Origin of the sequence: Simplicispira sedimenti, assembly GCF_022760965.1 — a bacterium.
Lineage (GTDB): Bacteria > Pseudomonadota > Gammaproteobacteria > Burkholderiales > Burkholderiaceae_C > Simplicispira > Simplicispira sedimenti.
This window is the reverse complement of sequence record NZ_JAKVIJ010000006.1, coordinates 108875-132316: the sequence shown is the minus strand read 5'-3', so window position 1 is coordinate 132316 and position 23442 is coordinate 108875. Positions and strand designations below refer to the sequence as shown.

The 23442-nt window shown below is 62.4% G+C and carries 30 protein-coding genes and 1 tRNA gene; 28 read left to right on the top strand and 3 right to left on the bottom strand.

The features are described from left to right. Window positions 1-55 precede the first annotated feature (55 nt). From MJ602_RS08570 to ubiA, 3 genes are all read left to right on the top strand, one after another. Window positions 56-556: a Dps family protein gene (locus tag MJ602_RS08570; RefSeq protein WP_162014985.1), complete on the top strand. Its 501-nt coding sequence runs from the start codon at window positions 56-58 to the stop codon at window positions 554-556. Between the two features lie 16 nt (window positions 557-572). Further along, entirely contained in the window at window positions 573-2096 is a 1524-nt protein-coding gene (locus tag MJ602_RS08565; RefSeq protein ID WP_243020356.1) for a CYTH and CHAD domain-containing protein, read from the top strand. A 103-nt stretch (window positions 2097-2199) separates the two neighbouring features. Then, window positions 2200-3069, top strand: a complete 870-nt coding sequence (gene ubiA / locus MJ602_RS08560) for a 4-hydroxybenzoate octaprenyltransferase (protein ID WP_243020355.1) — start codon at window positions 2200-2202, stop codon at window positions 3067-3069. A 60-nt stretch (window positions 3070-3129) separates the two neighbouring features. Here ubiA and proC read toward each other — a convergent pair whose 3' ends face one another. The 3 genes from proC to MJ602_RS08545 form a co-directional block, all read right to left on the bottom strand. Next, entirely contained in the window at window positions 3130-3969 is an 840-nt protein-coding gene (gene proC, locus MJ602_RS08555) for a pyrroline-5-carboxylate reductase (RefSeq protein ID WP_243020354.1), read from the bottom strand. Window positions 3970-4038: 69 nt separating this feature from the next. After that, on the bottom strand, window positions 4039-5532 hold the full coding sequence (gene glpK, locus MJ602_RS08550) for a glycerol kinase GlpK (RefSeq protein WP_243020353.1): 1494 nt from the start codon (window positions 5530-5532) through the stop codon (window positions 4039-4041). Window positions 5533-5554: 22 nt separating this feature from the next. Then, window positions 5555-6322: a DeoR family transcriptional regulator gene (locus MJ602_RS08545; protein ID WP_162014990.1), complete on the bottom strand. Its 768-nt coding sequence runs from the start codon at window positions 6320-6322 to the stop codon at window positions 5555-5557. Window positions 6323-6505: 183 nt separating this feature from the next. On the opposite strand from MJ602_RS08545, the gene MJ602_RS08540 reads away from it, so the two are divergent. The 25 genes from MJ602_RS08540 (at window position 6506) to MJ602_RS08420 (ending at window position 23433) form a co-directional block, all read left to right on the top strand. After that, the gene (locus MJ602_RS08540) at window positions 6506-7585 is read left to right on the top strand and encodes an ABC transporter ATP-binding protein (protein ID WP_243020352.1); all 1080 of its coding nucleotides are present in this window, start codon (window positions 6506-6508) and stop codon (window positions 7583-7585) included. 2 nt (window positions 7586-7587) lie between these two features. Continuing rightward, a complete protein-coding gene (locus MJ602_RS08535) occupies window positions 7588-8664 on the top strand; it encodes an ABC transporter ATP-binding protein (protein ID WP_243020351.1) in 1077 nt (358 codons plus the stop codon). Window positions 8665-8812: 148 nt separating this feature from the next. Then, entirely contained in the window at window positions 8813-9709 is an 897-nt protein-coding gene (locus MJ602_RS08530; protein ID WP_162014993.1) for a carbohydrate ABC transporter permease, read from the top strand. Beyond that, window positions 9702-10514, top strand: coding sequence for a carbohydrate ABC transporter permease (locus MJ602_RS08525; protein WP_162014994.1), 813 nt, complete (start codon window positions 9702-9704; stop codon window positions 10512-10514). The genes MJ602_RS08530 and MJ602_RS08525 overlap by 8 nt, the downstream gene beginning before the upstream one ends. Window positions 10515-10527: 13 nt before the next feature. Further along, window positions 10528-10836 (top strand): DUF2160 domain-containing protein, encoded by a 309-nt coding sequence (locus MJ602_RS08520; protein WP_162014995.1) that lies wholly within the window; start codon window positions 10528-10530, stop codon window positions 10834-10836. A gap of 88 nt (window positions 10837-10924) precedes the next feature. Beyond that, window positions 10925-12658, top strand: a complete 1734-nt coding sequence (locus MJ602_RS08515; RefSeq protein WP_243020350.1) for an ABC transporter substrate-binding protein — start codon at window positions 10925-10927, stop codon at window positions 12656-12658. Between the two features lie 102 nt (window positions 12659-12760). Next, complete coding sequence (locus MJ602_RS08510; RefSeq protein WP_243020349.1) at window positions 12761-14356, top strand: glycerol-3-phosphate dehydrogenase/oxidase; 1596 nt, start codon at window positions 12761-12763, stop codon at window positions 14354-14356. Window positions 14357-14539: 183 nt separating this feature from the next. After that, window positions 14540-14908 (top strand): 50S ribosomal protein L14, encoded by a 369-nt coding sequence (rplN, locus tag MJ602_RS08505; protein WP_162014998.1) that lies wholly within the window; start codon window positions 14540-14542, stop codon window positions 14906-14908. A 10-nt stretch (window positions 14909-14918) separates the two neighbouring features. Beyond that, window positions 14919-15239, top strand: a complete 321-nt coding sequence (gene rplX / locus MJ602_RS08500; protein WP_162014999.1) for a 50S ribosomal protein L24 — start codon at window positions 14919-14921, stop codon at window positions 15237-15239. Window positions 15240-15249: 10 nt separating this feature from the next. Further along, complete coding sequence (rplE, locus tag MJ602_RS08495) at window positions 15250-15789, top strand: 50S ribosomal protein L5 (RefSeq protein ID WP_162015000.1); 540 nt, start codon at window positions 15250-15252, stop codon at window positions 15787-15789. Window positions 15790-15797: 8 nt separating this feature from the next. Beyond that, window positions 15798-16103, top strand: coding sequence for a 30S ribosomal protein S14 (gene rpsN, locus MJ602_RS08490; RefSeq protein ID WP_162015001.1), 306 nt, complete (start codon window positions 15798-15800; stop codon window positions 16101-16103). Window positions 16104-16123: 20 nt separating this feature from the next. After that, window positions 16124-16519, top strand: coding sequence for a 30S ribosomal protein S8 (gene rpsH, locus MJ602_RS08485; RefSeq protein WP_162015002.1), 396 nt, complete (start codon window positions 16124-16126; stop codon window positions 16517-16519). A 24-nt stretch (window positions 16520-16543) separates the two neighbouring features. Then, on the top strand, window positions 16544-17077 hold the full coding sequence (gene rplF, locus MJ602_RS08480; protein WP_162015003.1) for a 50S ribosomal protein L6: 534 nt from the start codon (window positions 16544-16546) through the stop codon (window positions 17075-17077). Window positions 17078-17088: 11 nt separating this feature from the next. After that, window positions 17089-17454: a 50S ribosomal protein L18 gene (rplR, locus tag MJ602_RS08475; RefSeq protein WP_162015004.1), complete on the top strand. Its 366-nt coding sequence runs from the start codon at window positions 17089-17091 to the stop codon at window positions 17452-17454. Between the two features lie 17 nt (window positions 17455-17471). Beyond that, a complete protein-coding gene (gene rpsE, locus MJ602_RS08470) occupies window positions 17472-17990 on the top strand; it encodes a 30S ribosomal protein S5 (RefSeq protein WP_162015005.1) in 519 nt (172 codons plus the stop codon). Between the two features lie 13 nt (window positions 17991-18003). Further along, the gene (gene rpmD / locus MJ602_RS08465; RefSeq protein WP_162015006.1) at window positions 18004-18186 is read left to right on the top strand and encodes a 50S ribosomal protein L30; all 183 of its coding nucleotides are present in this window, start codon (window positions 18004-18006) and stop codon (window positions 18184-18186) included. A 10-nt stretch (window positions 18187-18196) separates the two neighbouring features. After that, window positions 18197-18628 carry a 50S ribosomal protein L15 gene (gene rplO / locus MJ602_RS08460; protein WP_162017977.1) on the top strand — a complete coding sequence of 144 codons (432 nt, stop codon included), beginning with the start codon at window positions 18197-18199 and terminating at the stop codon, window positions 18626-18628. Window positions 18629-18644: 16 nt separating this feature from the next. Then, window positions 18645-19958: a preprotein translocase subunit SecY gene (secY, locus tag MJ602_RS08455; protein ID WP_243020348.1), complete on the top strand. Its 1314-nt coding sequence runs from the start codon at window positions 18645-18647 to the stop codon at window positions 19956-19958. A 140-nt stretch (window positions 19959-20098) separates the two neighbouring features. Then, a complete protein-coding gene (rpmJ, locus tag MJ602_RS08450; RefSeq protein WP_005793651.1) occupies window positions 20099-20212 on the top strand; it encodes a 50S ribosomal protein L36 in 114 nt (37 codons plus the stop codon). 24 nt (window positions 20213-20236) lie between these two features. Then, a complete protein-coding gene (rpsM, locus tag MJ602_RS08445) occupies window positions 20237-20602 on the top strand; it encodes a 30S ribosomal protein S13 (RefSeq protein WP_162015008.1) in 366 nt (121 codons plus the stop codon). A gap of 16 nt (window positions 20603-20618) precedes the next feature. Beyond that, window positions 20619-21023, top strand: coding sequence for a 30S ribosomal protein S11 (gene rpsK, locus MJ602_RS08440; RefSeq protein WP_042427966.1), 405 nt, complete (start codon window positions 20619-20621; stop codon window positions 21021-21023). Between the two features lie 92 nt (window positions 21024-21115). Then, window positions 21116-21739, top strand: a complete 624-nt coding sequence (rpsD, locus tag MJ602_RS08435; protein WP_162015009.1) for a 30S ribosomal protein S4 — start codon at window positions 21116-21118, stop codon at window positions 21737-21739. 112 nt (window positions 21740-21851) lie between these two features. Next, on the top strand, window positions 21852-22844 hold the full coding sequence (locus tag MJ602_RS08430) for a DNA-directed RNA polymerase subunit alpha (protein ID WP_243020347.1): 993 nt from the start codon (window positions 21852-21854) through the stop codon (window positions 22842-22844). An 88-nt stretch (window positions 22845-22932) separates the two neighbouring features. Next, window positions 22933-23331 (top strand): 50S ribosomal protein L17, encoded by a 399-nt coding sequence (rplQ, locus tag MJ602_RS08425; RefSeq protein ID WP_162015011.1) that lies wholly within the window; start codon window positions 22933-22935, stop codon window positions 23329-23331. A 25-nt stretch (window positions 23332-23356) separates the two neighbouring features. Continuing rightward, window positions 23357-23433, top strand: a tRNA-Met gene (locus tag MJ602_RS08420). Window positions 23434-23442 lie beyond the last annotated feature (9 nt).

Sequence of the window (23442 nt, the reverse complement as noted above, 5' to 3'; positions counted from 1 at the left end):
GTTCCCATGCCTGCGTGGCAAGCCTTTTCTGCACCACCACCTCACAGGAGAAACCATGGCCAAAGCCCCCAAGACCACTGCGCCCAGCATTCACATCGGCATCAGCGACAAGGACCGCGCCGCCATTGCCCAGGGGTTGTCGCGCCTGCTGGCCGACACCTACACCCTGTACCTGACCACGCACAACTTTCACTGGAACGTGACCGGGCCCATGTTCAACTCGCTGCACGCCATGTTCATGGCGCAGTACACCGAGCTGTGGAACGCAGTGGACCCGATCGCCGAGCGTATCCGCTCGCTGGGCCATGTGGCGCCGGGCTCCTACGCCGAGTTCGGCAAGCTCGCCAGCGTGCCCGACGCGCCCACCAAGCCGCCCAAGGCGCTGGACATGGTGCGCATCCTGGTCGAGGGCCACGAGGCCGTGGCGCGCACCGCGCGCAGCCTGTTCGCGGTGGTGGACAAGGCCAGCGACGAGCCCACGGCCGACCTGTTGACCCAGCGCCTGACCGTGCACGAGCAGACAGCCTGGATGCTGCGCTCGTTGCTGGAAGACTGAGACCCCCCGGCCGCGCATGAGCCCCCTCCGCACCCCGGTGGCAGCGGCGCCCGCTGCGGGCGCCGAAATCGAGCTCAAGCTCGCCCTGCCTGCGGGCGGCGGCGCGGCCCTGCTGCGCAAGCTGGCCGCTGTGCCTGCCCTGGCGCGCGTGGCGCCGGTGCGCCAGCAACTGCACAACCAATATTTCGATACCCCGGCGCAGGACCTGCGCGCGCGCCGCGCGGCCCTGCGCCTGCGGCGTGTGCAGGGCGCTGGTGCGGGGGAGCAGTGGCTGCAAACCCTCAAGACCGCTGATGCCGAGCTGTCGGCCCTGAGCCAGCGCGGCGAATGGGAAACGCCCGTGCCCGGCCCCGCATTGCAGCCCAAGGCCCTGCGCGCCGCGCCCCCGTGGCGGCGGCTCGACCCCGACGGCACCCTGCTGGCAGCCCTGCAGCCCTGCTTTACCACCGACTTCGAGCGCACCTGCTGGACGCTGCACCAGCGCGGTGGCGTGGTCATCGAGCTGGCACTGGACCAAGGCCGCATCCACGCGGGCGGGTGCAGTGCGCCCATCGCTGAACTGGAGCTGGAACTGCTGGCCGGCCCGCCCGAGGCCCTGTTCCGCCTGGCGGCGCAGATCGCGCGGCGCGTGCCCGTGCTGCCGCTGTCGGCCAGCAAGGCGCAGCGCGGATTTGCCTTGGCGCAGGGCCTGCTGGATGCACCGCGCCGCGCCCGCCCGCCCGTGCTGGGTGCGCGGCGCCTGCTGCAAGACCTGGCGGCCGCGCTGTTGGGCGAAACCTTTGACCAGTTCTGCACCAACCTGCACGGACTGCTGGATGCCGACCATCCCGAGCTGGTGCACCAGGCGCGGGTCGGCTGGCGTCGCTGGCGCTCGGCGTTGCGGCTGTGTCTGCCAGACCTGTCACTGCCGCAGCCCACCTGGCCCGGCCTGGAGCCCCTGTTGGGCCTGCTGGGCGAGCTGCGCGATCTGGACGTGGCCTGCACCCAGACCTTGCCCGCAGCGCAAGGGGCCTACGTGGACGGCTCCCCCACCCGCGCCGCCGATTGGGAGCGCACGGCGCAAGCCTTCCAGCAGGCTGCTGCCGTGCAGCGCAAGGCGGTGCGCCTGGCGCTGCAGGAGCCCATGACCGGCCAGGCCCTGCTGGGCCTGGTGCAATGGATTGCGGCACTGCCGCAGGCCGCGCCCGCCACACCCCGGCCCGCCCGGCACTGGGCGCGCCAGCGCACCGAGCGCCTGCACCAGCGCTGGAAGAAGGCCCAGCGCAAGGCCAGCGACCCCGCCAGCCTGCACCGCGCCCGCCTGCTGGCCAAGCGCCTGCGCTACACCATCGAAGCCTTGCAGCCCCTGCTGCCGGGCGCCACCCAGCGCTGGCACGCCCAGGCCTTGCAGGCCCAGGAACAGGTAGGCCGTCTGCGCGATGTGCACATGGCCGCGCTGCTGGCAGCGCGTCTGCAGGCGCCGGCCGAGGTGGTGGCGTTCCTGCGCGGCATGGCTGCCGCCTGGGAGCAGACCGTGCTGACGGAAGAGGCCGTGGATTGAGCCGCTGGGGTCTTTTGCCCCTGCGCCGCTGAAGCCGCAGGCCATTCGGCGGTATAAACCGGGGCGCGCGTCCAGCGGCGCTGTCTTCCCTTTTCCCTTGCCCATGACCACCTTGCCCCGCAGCCGCTTCGCTCTGTACCTCGACCTGATCCGCTGGGATCGCCCTGCGGGTTGGCTGCTGCTGCTGTGGCCCACGCTCAGCGCCCTGTGGGTGGCGGCGGACGGATTCCCCGGCTGGCACCTGCTGGCGGTGTTCACGCTGGGCACCATCCTGATGCGCAGCGCGGGTTGCTGCGTCAACGACGTGGCTGACCGCGACTTCGACCGCCATGTCAAGCGCACGGCGCAGCGCCCCATCACCAGCGGTGCGGTGTCGGTGCGCGAGGCGCTGGGCGTGGGCGCGGCGCTGGCGCTGGTGGCCTTTGTCCTGGTGCTGACCACCAACGCGCCCACGGTGGCCTGGTCGCTGCCTGCGCTGGGGGTAACCATCCTCTACCCGTTCACCAAGCGCTTCTTTTCCATGCCGCAGGCGGTGCTGGGTGTGGCGTTCAGCATGGGCATTCCCATGGCCTTCACCGCCGTGCGCGGCGAGGTACCTTGGCTGGCGCTGTGGCTGGTGTTGGGCAACCTGCTGTGGGTGTTGGCCTACGACACCGAATACGCCATGGTGGACCGCGACGACGACCTGAAGATCGGCATGAAGACCTCGGCCATCACCCTGGGCCGCTTCGATGTGGCGGCCATTCTGGCGTTCTACCTGGGTTTTGTGCTGATTTGGGCTGTAGCGCTTGCCCCGCTTGCGCTGGGTGCTCTGTTTTATGTAGCACTTGCCGCTGTGCTGATGCAGGTGGCCTGGCACTGGCACCTGATCCGGGGGCGCTCGCGCGAGGGGTGCTTCCGCGCGTTCCGCGAGAACCATTGGATCGGGTTCACCGTGTTCCTGGGGATCGTGGGCAGCTACACCCTGCGCTAAGCGATATAAAAATCATAGCTGCCAGCGCTTATTGGATAAGCGCTGGAGGCCAAAAACACCTCAAGCCCCGAACTCGTTTCCAAGCGCATGGGCGCGCTGCTCGGCGGCGTGCATGGCGCGCTCGAAGCTGGCGCCCACACCGTCTTTTTCGAGTGACTGCAGGGCCGCGTAGGTGGTGCCGCCCTTGGAGGTGACGCGCTGGCGCAGCACTTCGGGCGGCTCGTCGGAGCGGCGCGCCAGTTCGGAGGCGCCCACAAACGTGCCCACGGCGAGCTGGTGCGCCTGCGCTGGGCTCAGGCCCATGGCCGTGCCCGCACGGGTCATGGCTTCCAGGAAATAGAACACATAGGCCGGGCCCGAGCCGGAAAGGGCGGTCACGGCATCGAGTTGCTTTTCGTTCTCCACCCACAAATATTCGCCCGTGGTGGCCATGATGGCTTCCACGCTCTGGCGCTGTGCATTGCTCACCCCTGCGCGGGCATACAGCGCGCTCATGCCCTTGCCCACCAGCGCGGGGGTGTTGGGCATGCTGCGCACGATGCAGTCGCTGCCCAGCCACTGGGCGATGCTGTCCGAGCGGATGCCTGCGGCCACGCTCAGGTGCAGGGCATGCTGGGTGTGCGCACGCGCCTGCGCGGCGGCGTCCTTGAAGGTTTGCGGCTTGACGGCCCAGACCACGATGCCCGCGCGTGCCAGCTGCGGGCCGGGGGCGGGCAGGGCTTCGATGGCAAAGCTCTTGCGCAGCGCCGTGCGGGCCTCTTCCCAGGGCTCCACCACCTCGATCTGGCTGGCCGGGTGGCCCTGGCGGATCAGCCCGCCGATGATGGCGCTGGCCATGTTGCCGCCGCCGATGAAGGCGATCACGGGGAGCTGCGGGGAGGAGGTGGGGGTAGGGCTCATGGTGCGGTGCGAAGTGGCAACTACAGGGGCCACGATGGTAGCGCCAACGGGGTCACCCGAATGGGCGGCCTACTCGAGAGTCGCTTGGCGCACAGCGTGTTCCCAGCGCGCCATCAGCTCCTGGGCCCGGGCGGCTGGCAGGGTGGGCACGAAGCGGCGCTCGGCGCGCCACAGGCGCGAAAGCTCGTCGGTGCTGCCGTACACGCCGCTGGACAGTCCGGCCAGGTAGGCGGCGCCCAGCGCCGTGGTCTCGATGACGGCCGGGCGCACCACGGGGATGCCCAGGAGGTCGGCCTGGAACTGCATCAGCAGGTCGTTGATGCAGGCGCCACCGTCCACGCGCAGCTCGCTCACCGGCTGGCCGCCCGCGGCCACGGCGTCGCGGCTCATGGCCAGCAGCAGGGCGGCGCTCTGGTAGGCAATGGATTCGAGGGCCGCGCGCGCGATGTGCGCCAGCGTGGTGCCGCGCGTGAGGCCGGTGATGGTGCCGCGCGCGTCGGGCTTCCAGTAGGGTGCGCCCAGGCCGGTGAAGGCGGGCACCATCATCACGCCGCCCGAGTCGGGCACGGTCAGGGCGAGGGACTCGACCTCGCTGCTGCTGGAGATGGCGCGCAGCCCGTCGCGCAGCCACTGCACCACGGCGCCGCCGACAAACACGCTGCCTTCGAGCGCGAATTCGGGTTGCCGCCCAGGCTGTGCAGCGCTGGTTGTGAGCAGGCCGTTGCGGCTGGTCTGGAAGGTCTGGCCGGTGTGCATGAGCATGAAGCAGCCCGTGCCGTAGGTGTTCTTGGCCATGCCGGCGCTGAAGCATGCCTGGCCGAACAGCGCGCTTTGCTGGTCGCCCGCCACGCCGCCGATGCGGATGGGGTGGCCCAGCAGATCGGCGGCGATGTCGCCGAAATGGCTGCTCGACGGCAGCACCTCGGGCAGCAGCGCCCGGGGGATGCGCAGCAGGGCCAGCAGCTCGTCGTCCCACTGGTTGGTGCGCACGTTGAAGAGCATGGTGCGCGCGGCGTTGCTCACGTCGGTCACATGCACCGCGCCATGGGTGAGCTTCCACATCAGCCAGCTGTCCACCGTGCCGAAGGCCAGTTCGCCACGCTCGGCTGCCTCGCGCGCGCCGGGCACGTGGTCCAGCATCCACTGCAGCTTGGTGCCTGAAAAATAGGCATCGACCAGCAGCCCGGTCTTGGCCTGGATGGTGTCGGCATGGCCCTGCTCGCGCAATTGTGCGCAGGCGGGCTCGGCGCGCCGGTCCTGCCAGACGATGGCGTGGTGCACGGGCTGGCCGGTCTTGCGGTTCCACAGAACGGTGGTTTCGCGCTGGTTGGTGATGCCCACGGCGCGCACGTCGCCGGCCGTGATGCCGGCCTGGGCCAGCGCCTCGCGCGCGGTGGCGAGCTGGGTGCGCCAGATCTCCAGTGGATCGTGCTCCACCCAGCCGGGGCGGGGGTAGATCTGGGGCAGTTCGAGCTGCGCTTGGGACACGATGTGGCCCAGTTCGTCGAACACGATGCTGCGCGAACTGGAGGTGCCCTGGTCGAGTGCAAGCAGGTAGGTCATGGGGACAGTCGGGAGAGAGAGATCAGTCGGTAGCCACCACCAGTTGCACGTCGGCGTTGGCCAGCAGGGTGGGGAAGGGTTCGGGCGGGGTTTCGTCGGTGAACAGGCGGTCGATCTGGTCCAGCGAGGCAAGCTGCACCATGGCCGGGCGGTTGAACTTGCTGTGGTCGGCGGCAAGCCAGACCTCGCGCGCGTGCTCCACGATGGTCTGTGCCACCTTCACCTCGCGGTAATCGAAGTCACGCAGTGTGCCGTCGTCCTCGATGCCCGAGATGCCGATGATGGCGATATCCACGCGAAATTGGCGGATGAAGTCCACCGCCGCCTCGCCCACGATGCCGCGGTCCCGTGTGCGCACCACGCCCCCGGCCACGATGACCTCGCAGTCCGGGTTGCCGCACAGGATGGCGGCTACGTTGAGGTTGTTGGTGATGACGCGCAGTCCCTGGTGGCGCAGCAGCGCCTTGGCGATGGCCTCGGTGGTGGTGCCGATGTTGAGGATCAGCGAACAGTGGTTGGGCACGGCCTGCGCCACGGCGTGGGCAATGCGTGCCTTGCCCGCGGAGTTCAGGCTTTCACGCTGGTTGTGCGCGATGTTTTCCACCGTGGAGCTGGGCAGGCGCACCCCGCCATGGAAACGGCTGAGCAGCCCTTGCTCGGCCAGGCGCTGCACATCGCGGCGCACGGTCTGCAAGGTCACGCCCAGGGTTTCCGCCAGCTGCTCGACAGTGGCCGATTTGCGGTTGCGCAGCTCTTCCAGCAGCAGGATTTGGCGGGGATTGGTGTTCACGCTCATGGCCTCGGTGTAGCGGTGGCAATACTGTAAAGCGAAAAAAAAGGAAAAATTTAAGGGTTAACCTTAGGTCTATTCGCGCAAAAAAGAACAAAAATGAAAAAATACGAAAATCAACGCGCCGCAACCGGTTCGCAATTAGCGGGCCTGGCAGTGCGGGTTGTTGCAAAGGGTGAGCACATGGAGCTGGTTTTGGAGTGCATCCACAAGAAAGTGGGCGCACAGACCTGGTTGTACGACATGGACATGGCATTGCACAGCAATGCGGTGACCGTGCTGCTGGGCGCCACCCAGGCGGGAAAGACCAGCCTGATGCGCATCATGGCCGGGCTGGACGAGCCCACGGGCGGCAAGGTACGCGTGGACGGGCGCGATGTGACCGGCATGCCGGTGCGTGAGCGCAATGTGGCCATGGTCTATCAGCAGTTCATCAACTATCCCTCGCTCACCGTTGCCGACAACATCGCCTCACCGCTCAAGCTGCGCGGCGAATCGAACATTGCCGGGCGCGTGCGCGAACTGGCCGAGCGCCTGCACATCGACATGTTCCTGGACCGTTTGCCTGCCGAACTGTCGGGAGGGCAGCAGCAACGCGTGGCGCTGGCGCGTGCGCTTGCCAAGGGAGCGCCGCTGATGCTGCTGGACGAGCCGCTGGTGAACCTGGACTACAAGCTGCGCGAGGAGTTGCGCGAGGAGTTGTCGCAACTGTTTGCGGCGGGCCAATCCACCGTGGTCTATGCCACCACGGAGCCGGCAGAGGCGTTGCTGCTGGGCGGCTACACCGCTGTGCTGGACGAGGGGCGGCTGCTGCAATATGGCCCCACGGCCGATGTGTTCCACGAGCCGTGCTCGCTGCGTGTGGCACGCGCCTTCAGCGATCCCCCCATCAACTTGGTGCCTGCCGTGGCCATGGGCACGGGCCTGCGCCTGCAGGGTGGGCTGGAGCTGGCGCCGCGCCAGCCATTGCCGATCGCCAGTGCGCCGGACCTGACCGTGGGGCTGCGCGCCAGCGCGCTGCGCGTGCACCAGCGCCCCGGCGATGTGGCCTTGCAGGGTGAGGTGGAGCTGGCCGAGATTTCGGGCTCCGACACCTTTGTGCATGCCGCCACGCCGCTGGGCGAGGTGGTGGCACAACTCACGGGGGTGCACTATTTTGAACTGGGGTCTGCTGTGACACTGTATTTCGACCCGTCGCAGATCTACGTGTTTGCCAGCCACGGCGCGCTGATGCTGGCTCCGCAGCGCACGGGAGGCTGCTGACCATGGCGCACATCACGCTGGATCTGGCCCATTCCTACCGGCCCAACCCGCAGCAGGACAGCGACTATGCGCTGCTGCCGCTGAAGATGGAGTTTGAGGATGGTGGCGCGTATGCGTTGCTCGGCCCTTCGGGCTGCGGCAAGACCACCATGCTCAACATCATGTCGGGCCTGCTCGTCCCTTCGCACGGCAAGGTGCTGTTCGATGGTCGCGATGTCACGCGCGCCACACCGCAGGACCGCAACATCGCGCAGGTGTTCCAGTTCCCGGTGATCTACGACACCATGACGGTGGCCGAGAACCTGGCCTTCCCGCTCAAGAACCGCAAGGTACCCGAGGCACAAATCAAGCAGCGCGTGGGCCAGATCGCCGAGATGCTGGAGATGAGCCACCAGCTGGGCATGCGCGCGGCAGGCCTGTCGGCCGACCAGAAACAGAAGATCTCGCTGGGCCGCGGCCTGGTGCGCTCGGACGTGGCGGCCGTGTTGTTTGACGAGCCGCTCACCGTCATCGACCCCCACCTCAAATGGCAATTGCGCCGCAAGCTCAAGCAGATCCACCATGAGCTCAAGCTCACGCTGATCTACGTGACGCACGACCAGGTGGAAGCGCTCACCTTTGCCGATCAGGTGGTGGTAATGAGCCGCGGCAAGGTCATGCAGCTGGGCACGCCCGACGCGTTGTTCGAGCGCCCGCAGCATGTGTTTGTGGGGCACTTCATCGGTTCGCCAGGGATGAATTTCCTGCCCGCGCAGGTGGATGGTGCCCAGCTGCGGGTGGCCGACCTTGCGCTGGAACTGCCGGTGCCGCGCCACCTGCCCCAAGGCGCCTTGCAGGTGGGTGTGCGGCCGGAATACCTGGCGCTGGCCCAGCCGGGGCAGGCCGGTGCGCTGCACTGCTCCGTGCAGCGCGTGCAGGACATCGGCACCTATTTCATGCTGACCGCGAAGGTGGGTGAACACCTGTTGCGCGCGCGCTTCGCGCCCGAGCAACGCCTGCCGTCGCCTGGCGATGCGGTGTGGCTGCAGGTGCTGGGTGAGCACACCTGCTTCTATCAGAACGAGGAGCTGTTGCCATGAAACACTACCCCCTGAGCCGCTGCGCGGCTTCCCCCTGGAAGGGGGACGACGCCCTTTGCTGCGGGGCGGCCCTTGCTGGGCATCCCGCCGATCACGCTGCGCCAGTTGCATCCGCCGCGTGGAATGCACAGTGCCGTGGAGAGCAGGCATGAGCGGAACTACCAAACCGGTGAATCAGAAAGCCTGGTTCCTGATCCTGCCGGTGCTGTTGTGCGTGGCGTTTTCGGCCATCGTGCCGCTGATGACGGTGGTCAACTATTCGGTGCAGGACATCATCTCGCCCGAGCGCCGCGTGTTCGTGGGCACCGAGTGGTTTGCCGCCGTGATGCGGGACGAAGATCTGCATTCAGCCCTGTGGCGTCAGCTCACTTTTTCGTTGGCGGTGCTGCTGGTGGAAATTCCGTTGGGCATTCTGCTGGCGCTGTCCATGCCGGCGCAGGGCTGGAAGGCGTCTGCCGTGCTCGTGACCGTGGCTCTGTCGTTGCTGATTCCGTGGAACGTGGTGGGCACCATCTGGCAGATCTATGGCCGCACCGACATCGGTTTGCTGGGCGCCGCGTTGCAATGGATGGGCGTTGACTACAACTACACCGGCAATGCGACCGATGCCTGGGTGACGGTGCTTGTGATGGATGTGTGGCATTGGACGCCGCTGGTGGCGCTGCTCTGCTACGCGGGTCTGCGCTCCATTCCTGACGCCTATTACCAGGCCGCACGCATCGATGGTGCGAGCAAGCTGGCCGTGTTCCGCTACATCCAGCTGCCCAAGATGCGCGGCGTGCTGATGATCGCGGTGCTGCTGCGCTTCATGGACAGCTTCATGATCTACACGGAGCCCTTTGTGCTCACGGGCGGTGGCCCCGGCAATGCCACCACGTTCCTGTCGCAGTACCTCACGCAAAAGGCGGTCGGCCAGTTCGACCTGGGTCCTGCGGCAGCGTTCTCGCTCATCTACTTCCTCATCATCCTGCTGCTGTGCTTCATCCTCTACAACTGGATGCAGCGCATGGGTACCGCTGACGCCAAGGAGGGCGGCCATGACTGAACCCCGCTTCCAGAAGCGCACGCTGTTCCTGATCGCCTACCTGGTCTTTGCCGTGCTGCCCATCTATTGGATGGTCAACATGAGCTTCAAGACCAACGAGGAGATCCTGTCGAGCTTCTCGTTCTGGCCCCAGCACTTCACCTGGGACAACTACAAGACCATCTTCACCGATCCGTCCTGGTACTCGGGCTACATCAACAGCCTGATCTATGTGGCCATCAACATGGTGATCTCGCTCACCGTGGCGTTGCCTGCAGCTTATGCCTTCAGCCGCTATCAGTTCCTCGGTGACAAGCATGTGTTCTTCTGGCTGCTGACCAACCGCATGACGCCGCCGGCCGTTTTTCTGCTGCCGTTCTTCCAGCTTTACACCACGGTGGGGCTGATGGACACGCACATCGCCGTGGCGTTGGCGCACTTGCTGTTCAACGTGCCGCTGGCAGTGTGGATTCTGGAAGGTTTCATGAGCGGCATCCCGCGCGAGATCGACGAGACAGCCTACATCGATGGATACAGCTTCCCGCGCTTTTTCCTCACCATCTTCCTGCCGCTCATCAAGGCGGGTGTGGGTGTGGCGGCGTTCTTTTGCTTCATGTTCAGCTGGGTGGAACTGCTGTTGGCGCGCACGCTCACCAGCGTGAACGCCAAGCCCATCGTGGCGACGATGACGCGCACGGTGTCGGCCTCGGGCATGGACTGGGCCACGCTGGCCGCCGCCGGGGTGCTGACCATCGTGCCCGGTGCCATCGTCATCTGGTTTGTGCGCCACTACATCGCAAAAGGTTTTGCGATGGGCCGGGTTTGATCAAGGAGTCGCCATGTTCGAGTGGATGGCCTGGACCACGCCGGTGGCCGTTTTCTTCACCTGCATCGTGCTCATGCTCATCGGCATGACGGTGTGGGAAATCAAGTGTCCTACGACCGAGCGCAAGGGTTTTCTGCCCATTGCCACGACGCGTGGTGACCGGCTTTTCATTGGTCTTTTGACCGCCGCCTACATCAACCTGGTCTGGGTGGGGTTGGGCGAAAAGATGGTGCAGTGGTTCTCGCTGGAGGCGGAGCCCACCGTGTGGATCAGCTTTGTGCTGTCCATGCTGGTGCTGGGGTTCATTCTGCGCAAAGGCTGAGTCCGTTTTTCGTGGAATGCCGGCCCGAACCTCCCCCGTGGCCGGGGTTCATGGTTGTCAACGGGGAGTCCCATTCAGGAGACAAGTAATGAAAGTGCAATTGAAGGCCGTGGCTTTTGCCGCAACGGCGCTGGTCCTGGGCCAGGCGGCCTGGGCAGGGGAGGCTGAGGCTAAGAAGTGGATTGACAGCGAGTTCCAGCCCTCGACGCTGAGCAAGGATCAGCAGATGGCGGAAATGAAGTGGTTCATTGACGCTGCCAAGAAACTGCAGGCCAAGGGCGTGAAGGAAATTTCGGTGGTGTCCGAAACCATCACCACCCATGAATATGAGTCCAAGACGCTGGCCAAGGCCTTCGAGGAAATCACGGGCATCAAGGTCAAGCACGACCTGATCCAGGAAGGTGACGTGGTTGAGAAACTGCAGACGTCCATGCAATCGGGCAAATCCATCTACGACGGCTGGATTTCGGATTCGGACCTGATCGGCACGCATTACCGCTACGGCAAGATCATGAACCTGACCGACTACATGTCTGGCGCAGGCAAGGAGTTCACCAACCCCGGTATCGACATCAAAGACTACATCGGCACCAAGTTCACCACTGGGCCCGATGGCAAGCTTTATCAACTGCCCGATCAGCAGTTCGCCAACCTGTACTGGTTCCGCGCCGACCTGTTCGAGCGCAAAGACATCAAGGACAAGTTCAAGGCCAAGTACGGCTACGACCTGGGCGTACCGCTGAACTGGTCTGCCTACGAGGACATCGCCGAGTTCTTCACCAACGACGTGAAGCAGATCGACGGTAAGCCCATCTACGGCCACATGGACTACGGCAAGAAGGACCCGTCCCTGGGCTGGCGTTTCACCGATGCCTGGCTGTCGATGGCGGGTACGGCCGACATCGGCGCACCCAACGGCCTGCCGATCGATGAATGGGGTATCCGCGTGGCCGACGACAAGTGCACCCCCGTGGGTGCTTCGGTGGCCCGCGGCGGCGCGACCAATTCCCCTGCAGCCGTCTATGCACTGACCAAGTATGTGGACTGGATGAAAAAGTACGCGCCCAAGGAAGCCACGGGCATGACCTTTGGCGAAGCCGGGCCCGTGCCTGCGCAGGGCCAGATTGCGCAGCAGATTTTCTGGTACACCGCTTTCACGGCCGACATGACCAAGCCCGGTTTGCCGGTGGTAAATGCCGATGGCACACCCAAGTGGCGCATGGCCCCTGGCCCCAATGGCCCCTATTGGAAGCAAGGTATGCAGAACGGCTATCAGGACGTGGGTAGCTGGACCTTCTTCAAGGACCATGATGCCAACCGCACTGCGGCTGCCTGGCTGTACGCCCAGTTCGTGACTGCGAAAACAACCTCTCTGAAGAAGACGGTCGTTGGTCTGACTCCGATCCGCGAATCGGACATCCAGAGCAAGGCCATGACCGACATGGCGCCCAAGCTGGGCGGCCTGGTCGAGTTCTACCGCAGCCCTGCGCGTGTGGCCTGGTCGCCTACCGGTACCAATGTGCCCGACTATCCCAAGCTGGCCCAGTTGTGGTGGAAGAACGTCGCGCAGGCGGTCACAGGCGAAAAGACCCCGCAAGGCGCCATGGACACGCTGGCCGACGAAATGGATCAGGTGATGGCACGCCTGGAGCGTGCGGGCATGGAGCGCTGCGCGCCCAAGCTCAACAAGAAGGAAGACCCCAAGAAGTGGCTGAGCGACAAGCAAGCGCCGTGGGCCAAGCTGGCCAACGAAAAGCCCAAGGGTGAAACCATCAACTACAACACCTTGCTCCAGGCCTGGAAGGACGGCAAGGTGCGCTGATACCAGCACGGCGGCAGGGGTGGCTTCGGCCAGACCTCTGCCGCCTGCAGGTTGATGTGCACAGTCCCACAACGGTATCCAGGCGCAATACGGTTTTTTTCCATGACGCAAGACCACACCCCCCTGAACACTTCGCGTGCCGATCTCTTGGCGCGGCTGGAGGAGGAGCGCACCTACGATCTGGCAGTCATTGGTGGCGGCGCCACGGGTTTGGGCGTGGCGCTGGATGCCGCGGTGCGTGGGTTCAGTGTGGTGCTGGTTGAGTCGCATGACTTTGCCAAGGGCACTTCTTCCCGCGCCACCAAGCTGGTGCATGGTGGGGTGCGCTATCTTGCGCAGGGGAACATTGCGCTGGTGCGCGAAGCCCTGCACGAGCGCACCACCTTGTTGCGCAATGCCCCCCACCTGGCGCAGCCTTTGGCGTTTGTGATGCCCTCGTACCGGTGTTGGGAGTCCCCGTTTTACGGGGTGGGACTGAAGATGTACGACGCCCTGGCCGGCAGTGCCGGGCTGGGCGCAACCGAATTTCTTGGGGTGCAGCGCACCCTGCAATGTCTGCCCACGGCGCGGCCTGATGGGCTCAAAGGCGGTGTCAAGTACTGGGACGGTCAGTTCGATGACGCTCGTTTGGCCTTGGCGTTGGCGCGCACGGCCGCTCGCCATGGGGCGTTGTTGGTCAACTATTGCGCCGCGCGTTCGCTGGTGCACGATGCGGGCAAGGTCAGCGGTGTGCTGTGTGAAGACACTGAAACCGGGAAGGCGTACAAGATCCGTGCCCGCTGTGTGGTCAACGCTACCGGTGTGTGGGTCGATGCCCTGCGCCAGCAAGACAGCGAGGCCACGCATCGCCCAGTCCGTCCCATCGTGGCACCCAGCCAGGGGGTGCATGTGGTGGTGGATCGGGAATTTCTGCCCAGCGATCATGCGCTGATGGTTCCAAAGACAGCCGACGGACGGGTGCTGTTTGCCGTTCCGTGGTTGGGCAAAGTCATCCTCGGAACTACCGACAGTCCGCGCAATGACCTTGACCGTGAGCCTGAGCCTTTTGCGCAGGAGCTGCAGTTCATATTGGGTGAGTCGGCGCGCTACCTGCGGCGGGCTCCAGGGCCATCCGACATCCGCAGCATCTGGGTGGGCCTGCGTCCCTTGGTGAAACCTGAAGACGATGATGGCAACAACACCAAGAGCCTGAGCCGCGAGCACACCGTGCTGGTCAGCCGCAGTGGCTTGGTCACGGTCACTGGAGGCAAGTGGACAACCTACCGGGCCATGGCCGAGGATGTGCTGGACAAGTGCTTCGAAAAGGGCCTGTTGCCTGGGCGTCCTGCCGGCGGCACCGTGCGCTTGCCGTTGGTGGGTACTCCGAGCGGCCCCGTGCAGCACCGCATGTGTGACCCGCAAGGGTGGCATTCTTACGGCAGCGAAGAAGTGTTTGTCCGGGATTTGCCCGGTGCAGCGGCGTCGCTCGGTGGGGAGGTCACCGAGGCCATGGTGCGTTTTGCCGCACGGTTTGAATACGCACGGACGGTGGAGGACGTGCTTGCGCGCCGCAGGCGGGTTTTGTTTCTGGATGCGCGGCAGGCCGCCGCAGCCGCCCCAGACGTGGCACGCATTCTTCAGGAGGAGACGGGCGTGGATCCTGGCCTGGAGGCCTTCCTTCGGTTGACGGAGCGCTATGTCGCCCTCCCTGGCAAATAAAGGTGTTGACACCCCTGGCGGACTCTGCCACAATGCCAGGCTTCGCTGAGAAAAAGGCGAAATTTCTGCCCATGAAAAGCCCTGCAAATGGTTTGCAGGGTGGACGACGGGCCCAAGACTGACTGGTGGGTGGGTGTCGCAAAGCGGCGCTTGGCCTCACCGGTGCAAGTTGGGAATATTGAAATGATCCAGACAGAAACTCGGTTAGACGTTGCCGACAATACCGGCGCGAAGTCCGTCCTGTGCATCAAGGTGCTGGGTGGTTCCAAGCGTCGCTATGCCAGCGTGGGCGACATCATCAAGGTCAGCATCAAAGAGGCTGCTCCTCGTGGTCGCGTCAAAAAAGGCGAAATTTACAGTGCCGTGGTGGTTCGTACCGCCAAGGGCATTCGCCGTGGCGACGGTTCGCTCGTCAAGTTCGACGGCAATGCGGCAGTGCTGCTCAACAACAAGCTGGAGCCCATTGGCACCCGCATCTTCGGCCCCGTGACGCGTGAATTGCGTAGCGAGCGCTTCATGAAGATCGTGTCCCTGGCTCCTGAAGTTCTCTAAAGGACGCGCCATGAACAAGATTCGCAAGGGCGATGAAGTGATCGTGCTGACTGGGCGCGACAAAGGCAAGCGTGGCACCGTCACGCTGCGCAAGGATGACTCCCATCTGGTGGTGGAGGGTATCAACCTGGTCAAGAAGCACGTCAAGCCCAACCCCATGAAGGGTACGACCGGCGGCATCGTGGAAAAGGCCATGCCGATTCACCAGTCGAACGTGGCGATCTACAACGCCGCAACGGGCAAGGCAGACCGCGTGGGTATCAAGCTGCAGGCTGACGGTTCGCGCGTGCGCGTGTTCAAGTCCAGCGGTGCTGAAATCAAGACGGCCTAAGGGGTAAGAAATGGCACGACTCCAACAACATTACCGCGAAAAAGTCGCACCCGAGCTGATGAAGCAGTTCGGCTACACCTCGCCCATGCAGGTGCCCCGTCTGACCAAGATCACGCTCAACATGGGTGTGAGCGAGGCCGTCGCTGACAAGAAGGTCATGGACAACGCAGTGGCGGACCTGACCAAGATCGCCGGTCAGAAGCCTGTGGTGACCAAGGCCAAGAAGGCTATCGCCGGCTTCAAGATCCGCGAAGGCCAGGCCATCGGTTGCATGGTGACCTTGCGCGGTGTGCGCATGTATGAATTCCTGGATCGTTTCGTCACCGTGGCTCTGCCCCGTGTGCGTGACTTCCGTGGTGTGTCTGGTCGCGCATTCGACGGCCGTGGCAACTACAACATCGGTGTCAAGGAACAGATCATTTTCCCTGAGATCGAGTACGACAAGGTTGATGCACTGCGTGGTCTCAACATCAGCATCACCACGACGGCCAAGACCGACGACGAGTGCAAGGCACTGCTCGCCGGCTTCCGTTTCCCGTTCAAGAACTGAGGCGGCGTATGGCAAAAGCAGCTCTGATCCAGCGCGAACTCAAGCGCGCAAAACTGGCGGCAAAGTATGCAGCGAAATACGCTGAACTCAAGGCCGCAGCATCCGATGCAAAGCGCACCGATGAGGAGCGTGAGGCAGCCCGTCTGGGTCTGCAAAAACTCCCGCGCAACTCCAATCCCACGCGCCAACGCAACCGTTGCGAGATCACCGGTCGTCCGCGCGGCACGTTCCGCCAGTTCGGCCTGGGTCGCGCCAAGATCCGTGAACTGGCGTTTGCCGGTGACATCCCCGGTGTCACCAAGGCCAGCTGGTAAGCAGTCAGGAGAGATTGAACATGAGCATGAGTGATCCCATCGCTGACCTGCTGACCCGCATCCGCAACGCGCAGATGGTGTCCAAGGCCACAGTGTCGGTGCCCTCTTCCAAAGTGAAGGTGGCCATCGCCCAAGTGTTGAAGGACGAAGGTTACATCGACGGTTTCCAAGTGAAGACCGAAGGTGGCAAGTCTGAAATTGAAATTGCCCTGAAGTATTACGCTGGCCGTCCGGTCATTGAGCGTATTGAGCGCGTGAGCCGTCCTGGCCTGCGTGTGTACAAGGGCCATGACTCGATTCCGCAAGTCATGAACGGTCTGGGTGTGGCCATTGTGACCACCCCGAAGGGCGTGATGACTGATCGTAAGGCGCGCGCAACCGGTGTTGGTGGCGAAGTGCTTTGCTACGTGGCCTAACACGAGGCATGGAGGAAAACTGAAATGTCCCGAGTAGGTAAGCAACCAGTGGCCATCCCCGCAGGTGTGGATGTGTCCATCAAAGAAGACCAGATCTCTGTGAAGGGTTCTGGCGGCACCTTGTCGCTGGCGCAGAACGTGCTGGTCAAGGTGTCCAACAGTGAAGGCAAGCTGACTTTCGCGCCGATCAATGAATCGCGCGAAGCCGATGCCATGAGTGGCACGTTCCGCCAGTTGGTGAACAACATGGTGGTGGGTGTGAGCAAGGGTTTCGAAAAGAAACTCAGCCTGGTGGGTGTGGGTTACAAGGCCTCCGCTGCAGGTAACAAGCTCAATTTGGCAGTGGGTTTTTCCCATCCCGTCAACATTGAAATGCCCGCCGGCATCACCGTTGCCACTCCGACGCCAACAGAAATCCTGATCAAGGGCGCCGATCGCCAGCGCGTGGGCCAAGTGGCCGCCGAGATTCGCGCGATCCGTCCTCCCGAGCCTTACAAGGGCAAGGGCATTCGCTATGCGGATGAAAAGATCACGATCAAAGAGACCAAGAAGAAGTAAGGAGCTGCAACATGCTGAACAAAAAAGAGCAGCGTCTCCGCCGTGCACGCCAGACACGCATCCGCATTGCGCAGCAGGGCGTGGCGCGTCTGACGGTCAATCGCACGAATCTTCATATCTACGCTGCAGTCATCTCTGGCGACGGCAGCAAGGTGCTGGCCAGTGCTTCCACCGCAGAAGCCGAAATCCGCTCCTCCTTGGGTGGTTCGGGCAAGGGTGGCAATACGGCTGCAGCCCAGGTCATTGGCAAGCGTATTGCCGAGAAGGCCAAGGCAGCAGGCGTCGAGAAGGTGGCATTTGACCGTGCGGGCTTCGCCTACCACGGCCGCGTCAAGGCTTTGGCCGACGCTGCCCGCGAAGCAGGCCTGCAGTTCTAAGCGGATCGGAATACAAAATGGCTAAATTTCAACCCCGAGTGCAAGACGAAGGTCGCGATGACGGCTTGCGCGAAAAGATGATTGCGGTCAACCGCGTCACCAAAGTCGTCAAGGGCGGTCGCATTCTTGGTTTCGCTGCACTGACGGTTGTTGGTGATGGCGATGGTCGCGTGGGCATGGGCAAGGGCAAATCCAAGGAAGTGCCTGCAGCCGTGCAGAAGGCGATGGAAGAAGCGCGTCGCAACATGGTCAAGGTGTCGCTGAAGAACGGCACGATTCACCACCAAGTGACTGGAAGCCACGGTGCAGCCTCGGTGATGATGGCGCCTGCCCCCAAGGGTACCGGCATCATCGCCGGTGGCCCCATGCGCGCCGTGTTCGAAGTGATGGGTATGACCGACATCGTGGCAAAGAGCCATGGCTCGTCGAATCCCTACAACATGGTTCGCGCCACTTTTGACGCGTTGACCAAGTCCACCACGGCAGCAGAAGTGGCAGCCAAGCGCGGCAAGTCGGTCGAAGACCTTTTTGCCTGACAGGAGAACCTAGATGTCTACACAACAAACCATCAAGGTCCAACTGGTTCGCAGCCCCATCGGTACCAAAGAGTCCCACCGTGCCACTGTGCGTGGTCTGGGTCTGCGCAAGCTCAACAGTACCAGCGAACTGCAGGATACCCCTGCGGTGCGCGGCATGATCAACAAGATCAGCTACCTGGTCAAGATCCTCTGAAAGGTTCATGATGGAACTCAATAGCATCAAGCCTGCAGAAGGTGCCAAGCACGCGAAGCGTCGCGTCGGTCGCGGTATCGGCTCGGGTCTGGGCAAGACCGCAGGTCGCGGTCACAAGGGCCAGAAATCCCGCGCTGGCGGTTATCACAAGGTGGGCTTCGAAGGCGGTCAAATGCCTTTGCAGCGCCGTCTGCCCAAGCGCGGCTTCAAGTCGCAGTCTCTGCGTTACAACGCAGAAGTGACGCTGGCAGACTTGTCCAAGCTGGGTCTGCCGGAAGTGGATCTGCTGGCTCTCAAGCAAGCCGGTCTGGTTGGCCAACTTGCGAAGACCGTGAAAGTCATCAAGACGGGCACGATCTCGACACCGGTCAAGCTCAGTGGCATCGGTGCCACTGCGGGAGCCAAGGCAGCCATTGAGGCAGCCGGCGGTTCTCTGGCCTGATTTGGGGTAGCAATCCGTGGCAACGAGCGCAGCCTCCATTGCAAAAACGGGCAAGTACGGCGACCTGCGTCGCCGACTGGTCTTTTTGCTGCTGGCACTGGTCGTCTATCGCATCGGGGCGCATATCCCTGTGCCGGGCATCGATCCTGAACAGCTGAAACAGCTGTTCAGTGGCCAGCAGGGCATTTTGAACCTGTTCAACATGTTCTCTGGTGGTGCGCTTTCGCGGTTTACCGTGTTTGCGCTGGGGATCATGCCGTACATCTCGGCATCGATCATCATTCAATTGATGACCTATGCTGTTCCCACCTTCGAGCAATTGAAGAAGGAGGGTGAGGCAGGACGTCGCAAGATCACCCAGTACACCCGTTACGGCACCCTGGGCTTGGCCATCTTCCAGTCGCTGGGAATTGCAGTGGCGCTGGAAAGCACGGCTGGTTTGGTGTTGTCGCCTGGTTTTGGTTTCCGTCTGACGACCGTAGTAAGTCTGACTGCGGGCACCATGTTCCTGATGTGGCTCGGCGAGCAGATCACTGAGCGCGGTTTGGGTAACGGTATCTCTATCCTGATTTTTGCAGGTATTGCTGCCGGACTTCCCAGTGCCATCGGTGGTTTGCTGGAGTTGGTGCGCACGGGTGCCATGAGTATCGTTGCATCCATCTTCATCGTGCTCCTGGTGGGTTTGGTGACCTACTTCGTGGTGTTCGTGGAGCGTGGTCAGCGCAAGATTCTGGTGAATTACGCCAGACGCCAGGTAGGCAACAAGGTGTATGGTGGGCAGTCGTCTCACCTGCCCCTGAAGTTGAACATGGCTGGTGTGATTCCTCCGATCTTTGCCTCGTCCATCATTCTGTTGCCCGCCACGGTGGTCAACTGGTTCAGTTCCGGTGACTCGATGCGCTGGCTCAAGGATATTTCCGGGGCACTGACGCCAGGACAGCCGGTGTATGTGATGTTCTATGCGGCTGCCATCATCTTCTTCTGCTTTTTCTATACGGCGCTGGTTTTCAACAGCCGGGAGACTGCAGACAACCTGAAGAAGAGCGGTGCATTCATCCCAGGCATTCGGCCAGGCGATCAGACGGCCAAGTACATTGATAAAATCCTGCTCCGGCTGACCCTGATTGGTGCGATCTATATCACCCTGGTCTGTCTTCTGCCCGAGTTCTTGATCATCAAGTACAACGTGCCGTTCTATTTCGGTGGTACGTCGCTGCTGATCTTGGTGGTGGTGACCATGGATTTCATGGCGCAGGTACAGAACTACATGATGTCCCAGCAATATGAGTCCTTGCTGAAGAAGGCAAACTTCAAGCCTGGTGGCTTGTGAGGGGTCCACTCAGCAATGACGGAGTGGTTTGGAGCACTTGGCAATCACCAGTGCAAGTTGGTTTAGGCCCAGTAATCAATGGGTCAAAGTGTTTCAGGCAGAGCTTGCCCGAGCGCTAGATCTGGTTTTAGGAGAATGAAATGAGAGTTTCGGCTTCGGTCAAAAAAATCTGCCGCAACTGCAAGATCATCCGCCGCAAGGGTGTGGTGCGCGTGATCTGCACGGACCTGCGTCACAAGCAGCGTCAAGGTTGATCAGGAAAGTATTAGAGGACGCAAATGGCACGTATCGCTGGTATCAATATTCCGCCGCATCAGCACGCTGAGATCGGTCTGACCGCTATCTATGGCATCGGTCGCACCCGCGCACGCAAGATCTGCGAAGCTTGCGACATCGCATATTCGAAAAAGGTCAAGGATCTGACGGACGGCGATCTCGAAAAAATCCGCGACCAGATCGCTCAGTTCACCATTGAAGGTGACCTGCGCCGCGAAACCACCATGAACATCAAGCGACTGATGGACATCGGTTGCTACCGTGGTTTCCGTCATCGTCGCGGTCTGCCGGTGCGCGGACAGCGCACGCGCACCAACGCCCGCACCCGCAAGGGCCCGCGCAAGGGTGCTGCTGCTCTGAAGAAATAAAGACTGAAAGAACGCTATGGCTAAGTCTCCTGCCAATAACGCCGCACAGCGCGTGCGCAAGAAGGTTCGCAAGAACGTTTCGGACGGCATCGCCCACGTGCATGCATCGTTCAACAACACCATCATCACCATCACGGATCGCCAGGGCAATGCATTGTCTTGGGCTTCTTCCGGTGGTCAGGGCTTCAAGGGTTCGCGCAAGTCGACGCCTTTTGCTGCCCAGGTGGCCTCTGAGATGGCTGGCCGTGCCGCCATGGAGCAGGGCATCAAGAACCTGGATGTCGAAATCAAGGGTCCCGGTCCCGGCCGTGAATCCTCGGTGCGCGCTCTGGGCGCGCTGGGTATCCGCATCACCTCGATCTCCGATGTGACGCCGGTTCCCCACAATGGCTGCCGCCCCCAAAAGCGTCGCCGTATCTGATTTTTTCGAAGCCCACCGCCGCCTGCGAACGCTCACGCGACCCAGGCGGCTCCCGCAATGGTTTGCGGTAGTTGATATCAAAGGACACTCAAGTGGCACGTTACCTCGGCCCCAAGGCCAAACTCTCCCGCCGTGAAGGCACCGACCTGTTCCTCAAGAGCGCACGCCGCTCCATTGCAGACAAGTGCAAGTTCGACTCCAAGCCCGGTCAACATGGCCGCACTTCGGGTGCGCGCACTTCCGACTACGGTCTGCAACTGCGTGAAAAGCAGAAGGTCAAGCGCATGTACGGCATCATGGAAAAGCAGTTCCGCCGTTACTTCGAAGAAGCTGACCGCCGCAAGGGCAACACCGGTGCCAACCTGCTCTCCCTGCTGGAGTGCCGCCTGGACAACGTCGTGTATCGCATGGGCTTCGGTTCTACCCGCGCCGAGGCGCGCCAGCTCGTGTCCCACAAGGCCATCACGGTCAATGGTGTGGCTGTCAACATTCCTTCCTACCTCGTGAAGGTGGGCGATGTGGTTGCCGTGCGCGAGAAGTCCAAGAAGCAGGCTCGCATCGTCGAAGCCTTGCAGCTGGCACAGCAAGTGGGCATGCCTGCTTGGGTGGATGTCAATGCCGACAAGGCCGAGGGTGTGTTCAAGAAGGTGCCGGATCGTGATGAATTCGGTTCCGACATCAACGAATCGCTGATCGTCGAACTGTACTCTCGCTAATTGGCGGGCAGTCACAGCACGTAAATCGTTCCTGTACCGCGAAGCATCGCGGTACAGGCGCTTCACCAGCCTTACCGGTGTAACGAGCTGGGGGTATTGAGAGGAAGTCTGAATGCAAACAAATCTGCTGAAACCCAAGACGATCAATGTCGAGCAGCTCGGCCCCAACAAGGCCAAAGTGGAACTCGAGCCCTTCGAGCGTGGCTATGGCCATACGCTGGGCAACGCCATTCGCCGCGTGCTGCTCTCGTCCATGGTGGGTTATGCAGCGACGGAAGTCACGATTGCAGGTGTGCTGCATGAGTACTCGTCGATTGATGGCGTGCAGGAGGATGTGGTCAACATTCTGCTGAACCTCAAGGGTGTGGTCTTCAAGCTGCACAACCGCGATGAAGTCACCCTGAGCCTTCGCAAGGATGGCGAGGGCGTCGTCACCGCACGCGACATCCAGACTCCGCACGATGTGGAAATCATCAACCCGGACCATGTAATTGCCCACCTCTCCCAAGGCGGCAAGCTGGACATGCAGATCAAGGTGGAGAAGGGCCGCGGTTACATCCCCGGCAATCAGCGCCGCTACGCCGACGAGGCCACCAAAACCATTGGCCGCATTGTGCTGGATGCCTCTTTCTCGCCTGTGCGTCGCGTGAGCTACACCGTCGAAAGCGCCCGTGTGGAGCAACGCACCGATCTGGACAAGCTGGTGCTGGAGATTGAGACCAACGGTGCCATCGTTGCAGAAGAAGCTGTCCGTGCGTCGGCCAAGATCCTGGTCGAGCAACTCGCCGTGTTTGCGCAGCTGGACGGCGGCGACATCTTCGAAGCACCTGCTTCTGGTACCCGCACCTCTGGCGCAAGTTTCGATCCGATCCTGCTGCGCCCAGTGGACGAGCTCGAACTCACCGTTCGCTCGGCCAACTGCCTCAAGGCTGAGAATATTTACTACATCGGTGACCTCATCCAGCGCACCGAGAACGAGTTGCTCAAGACCCCCAACCTGGGTCGCAAGTCGCTCAACGAGATCAAGGAAGTCCTCGCTTCGCGCGGTCTCACGCTGGGTATGAAGCTTGAGAACTGGCCTCCCGCCGGGCTCGACAAGCGTTGAAGTTATAATTTTAGGTTCCCTCGCGGGACAGTGCCTTGGGCAGTACCTGATACGGCTGCCCAATTGAACAACATACAAGGAAAGCACCATGCGCCACGGAAACGGCCTTCGCAAACTCAACCGTACCAGCGCGCATCGCCAAGCGATGCTGCGCAACATGATGAATTCGCTCATCGAGCACGAAGCCATCAAGACCACGCTGCCCAAGTCCAAGGAACTGCGCCGCGTGATCGAGCCCATGATCACCCTGGCCAAGGTGGACTCCGTGGCCAATCGCCGCCTTGCGTTCAACCGCCTGCGTGACCGCGACAGCGTCACCAAGCTGTTCAACGACCTCGGCCCCCGCTTCAAGACACGTCCTGGCGGTTACACCCGCATCCTGAAGATGGGCTTCCGCGTGGGTGACAACGCTCCCATGGCGCTGGTGGAACTGGTCGAGCGCGCAGAAGTTGCTGCTCCCGCCGCAGATTCTGCAACGGCAGCCTAAAAGTACGCTATAATTTCTGTCTTGCCGCGCGATGGAGCAGTCTGGTAGCTCGTTGGGCTCATAACCCAAAGGTCGGAGGTTCAAATCCTTCTCGCGCAACCAATATTGAAG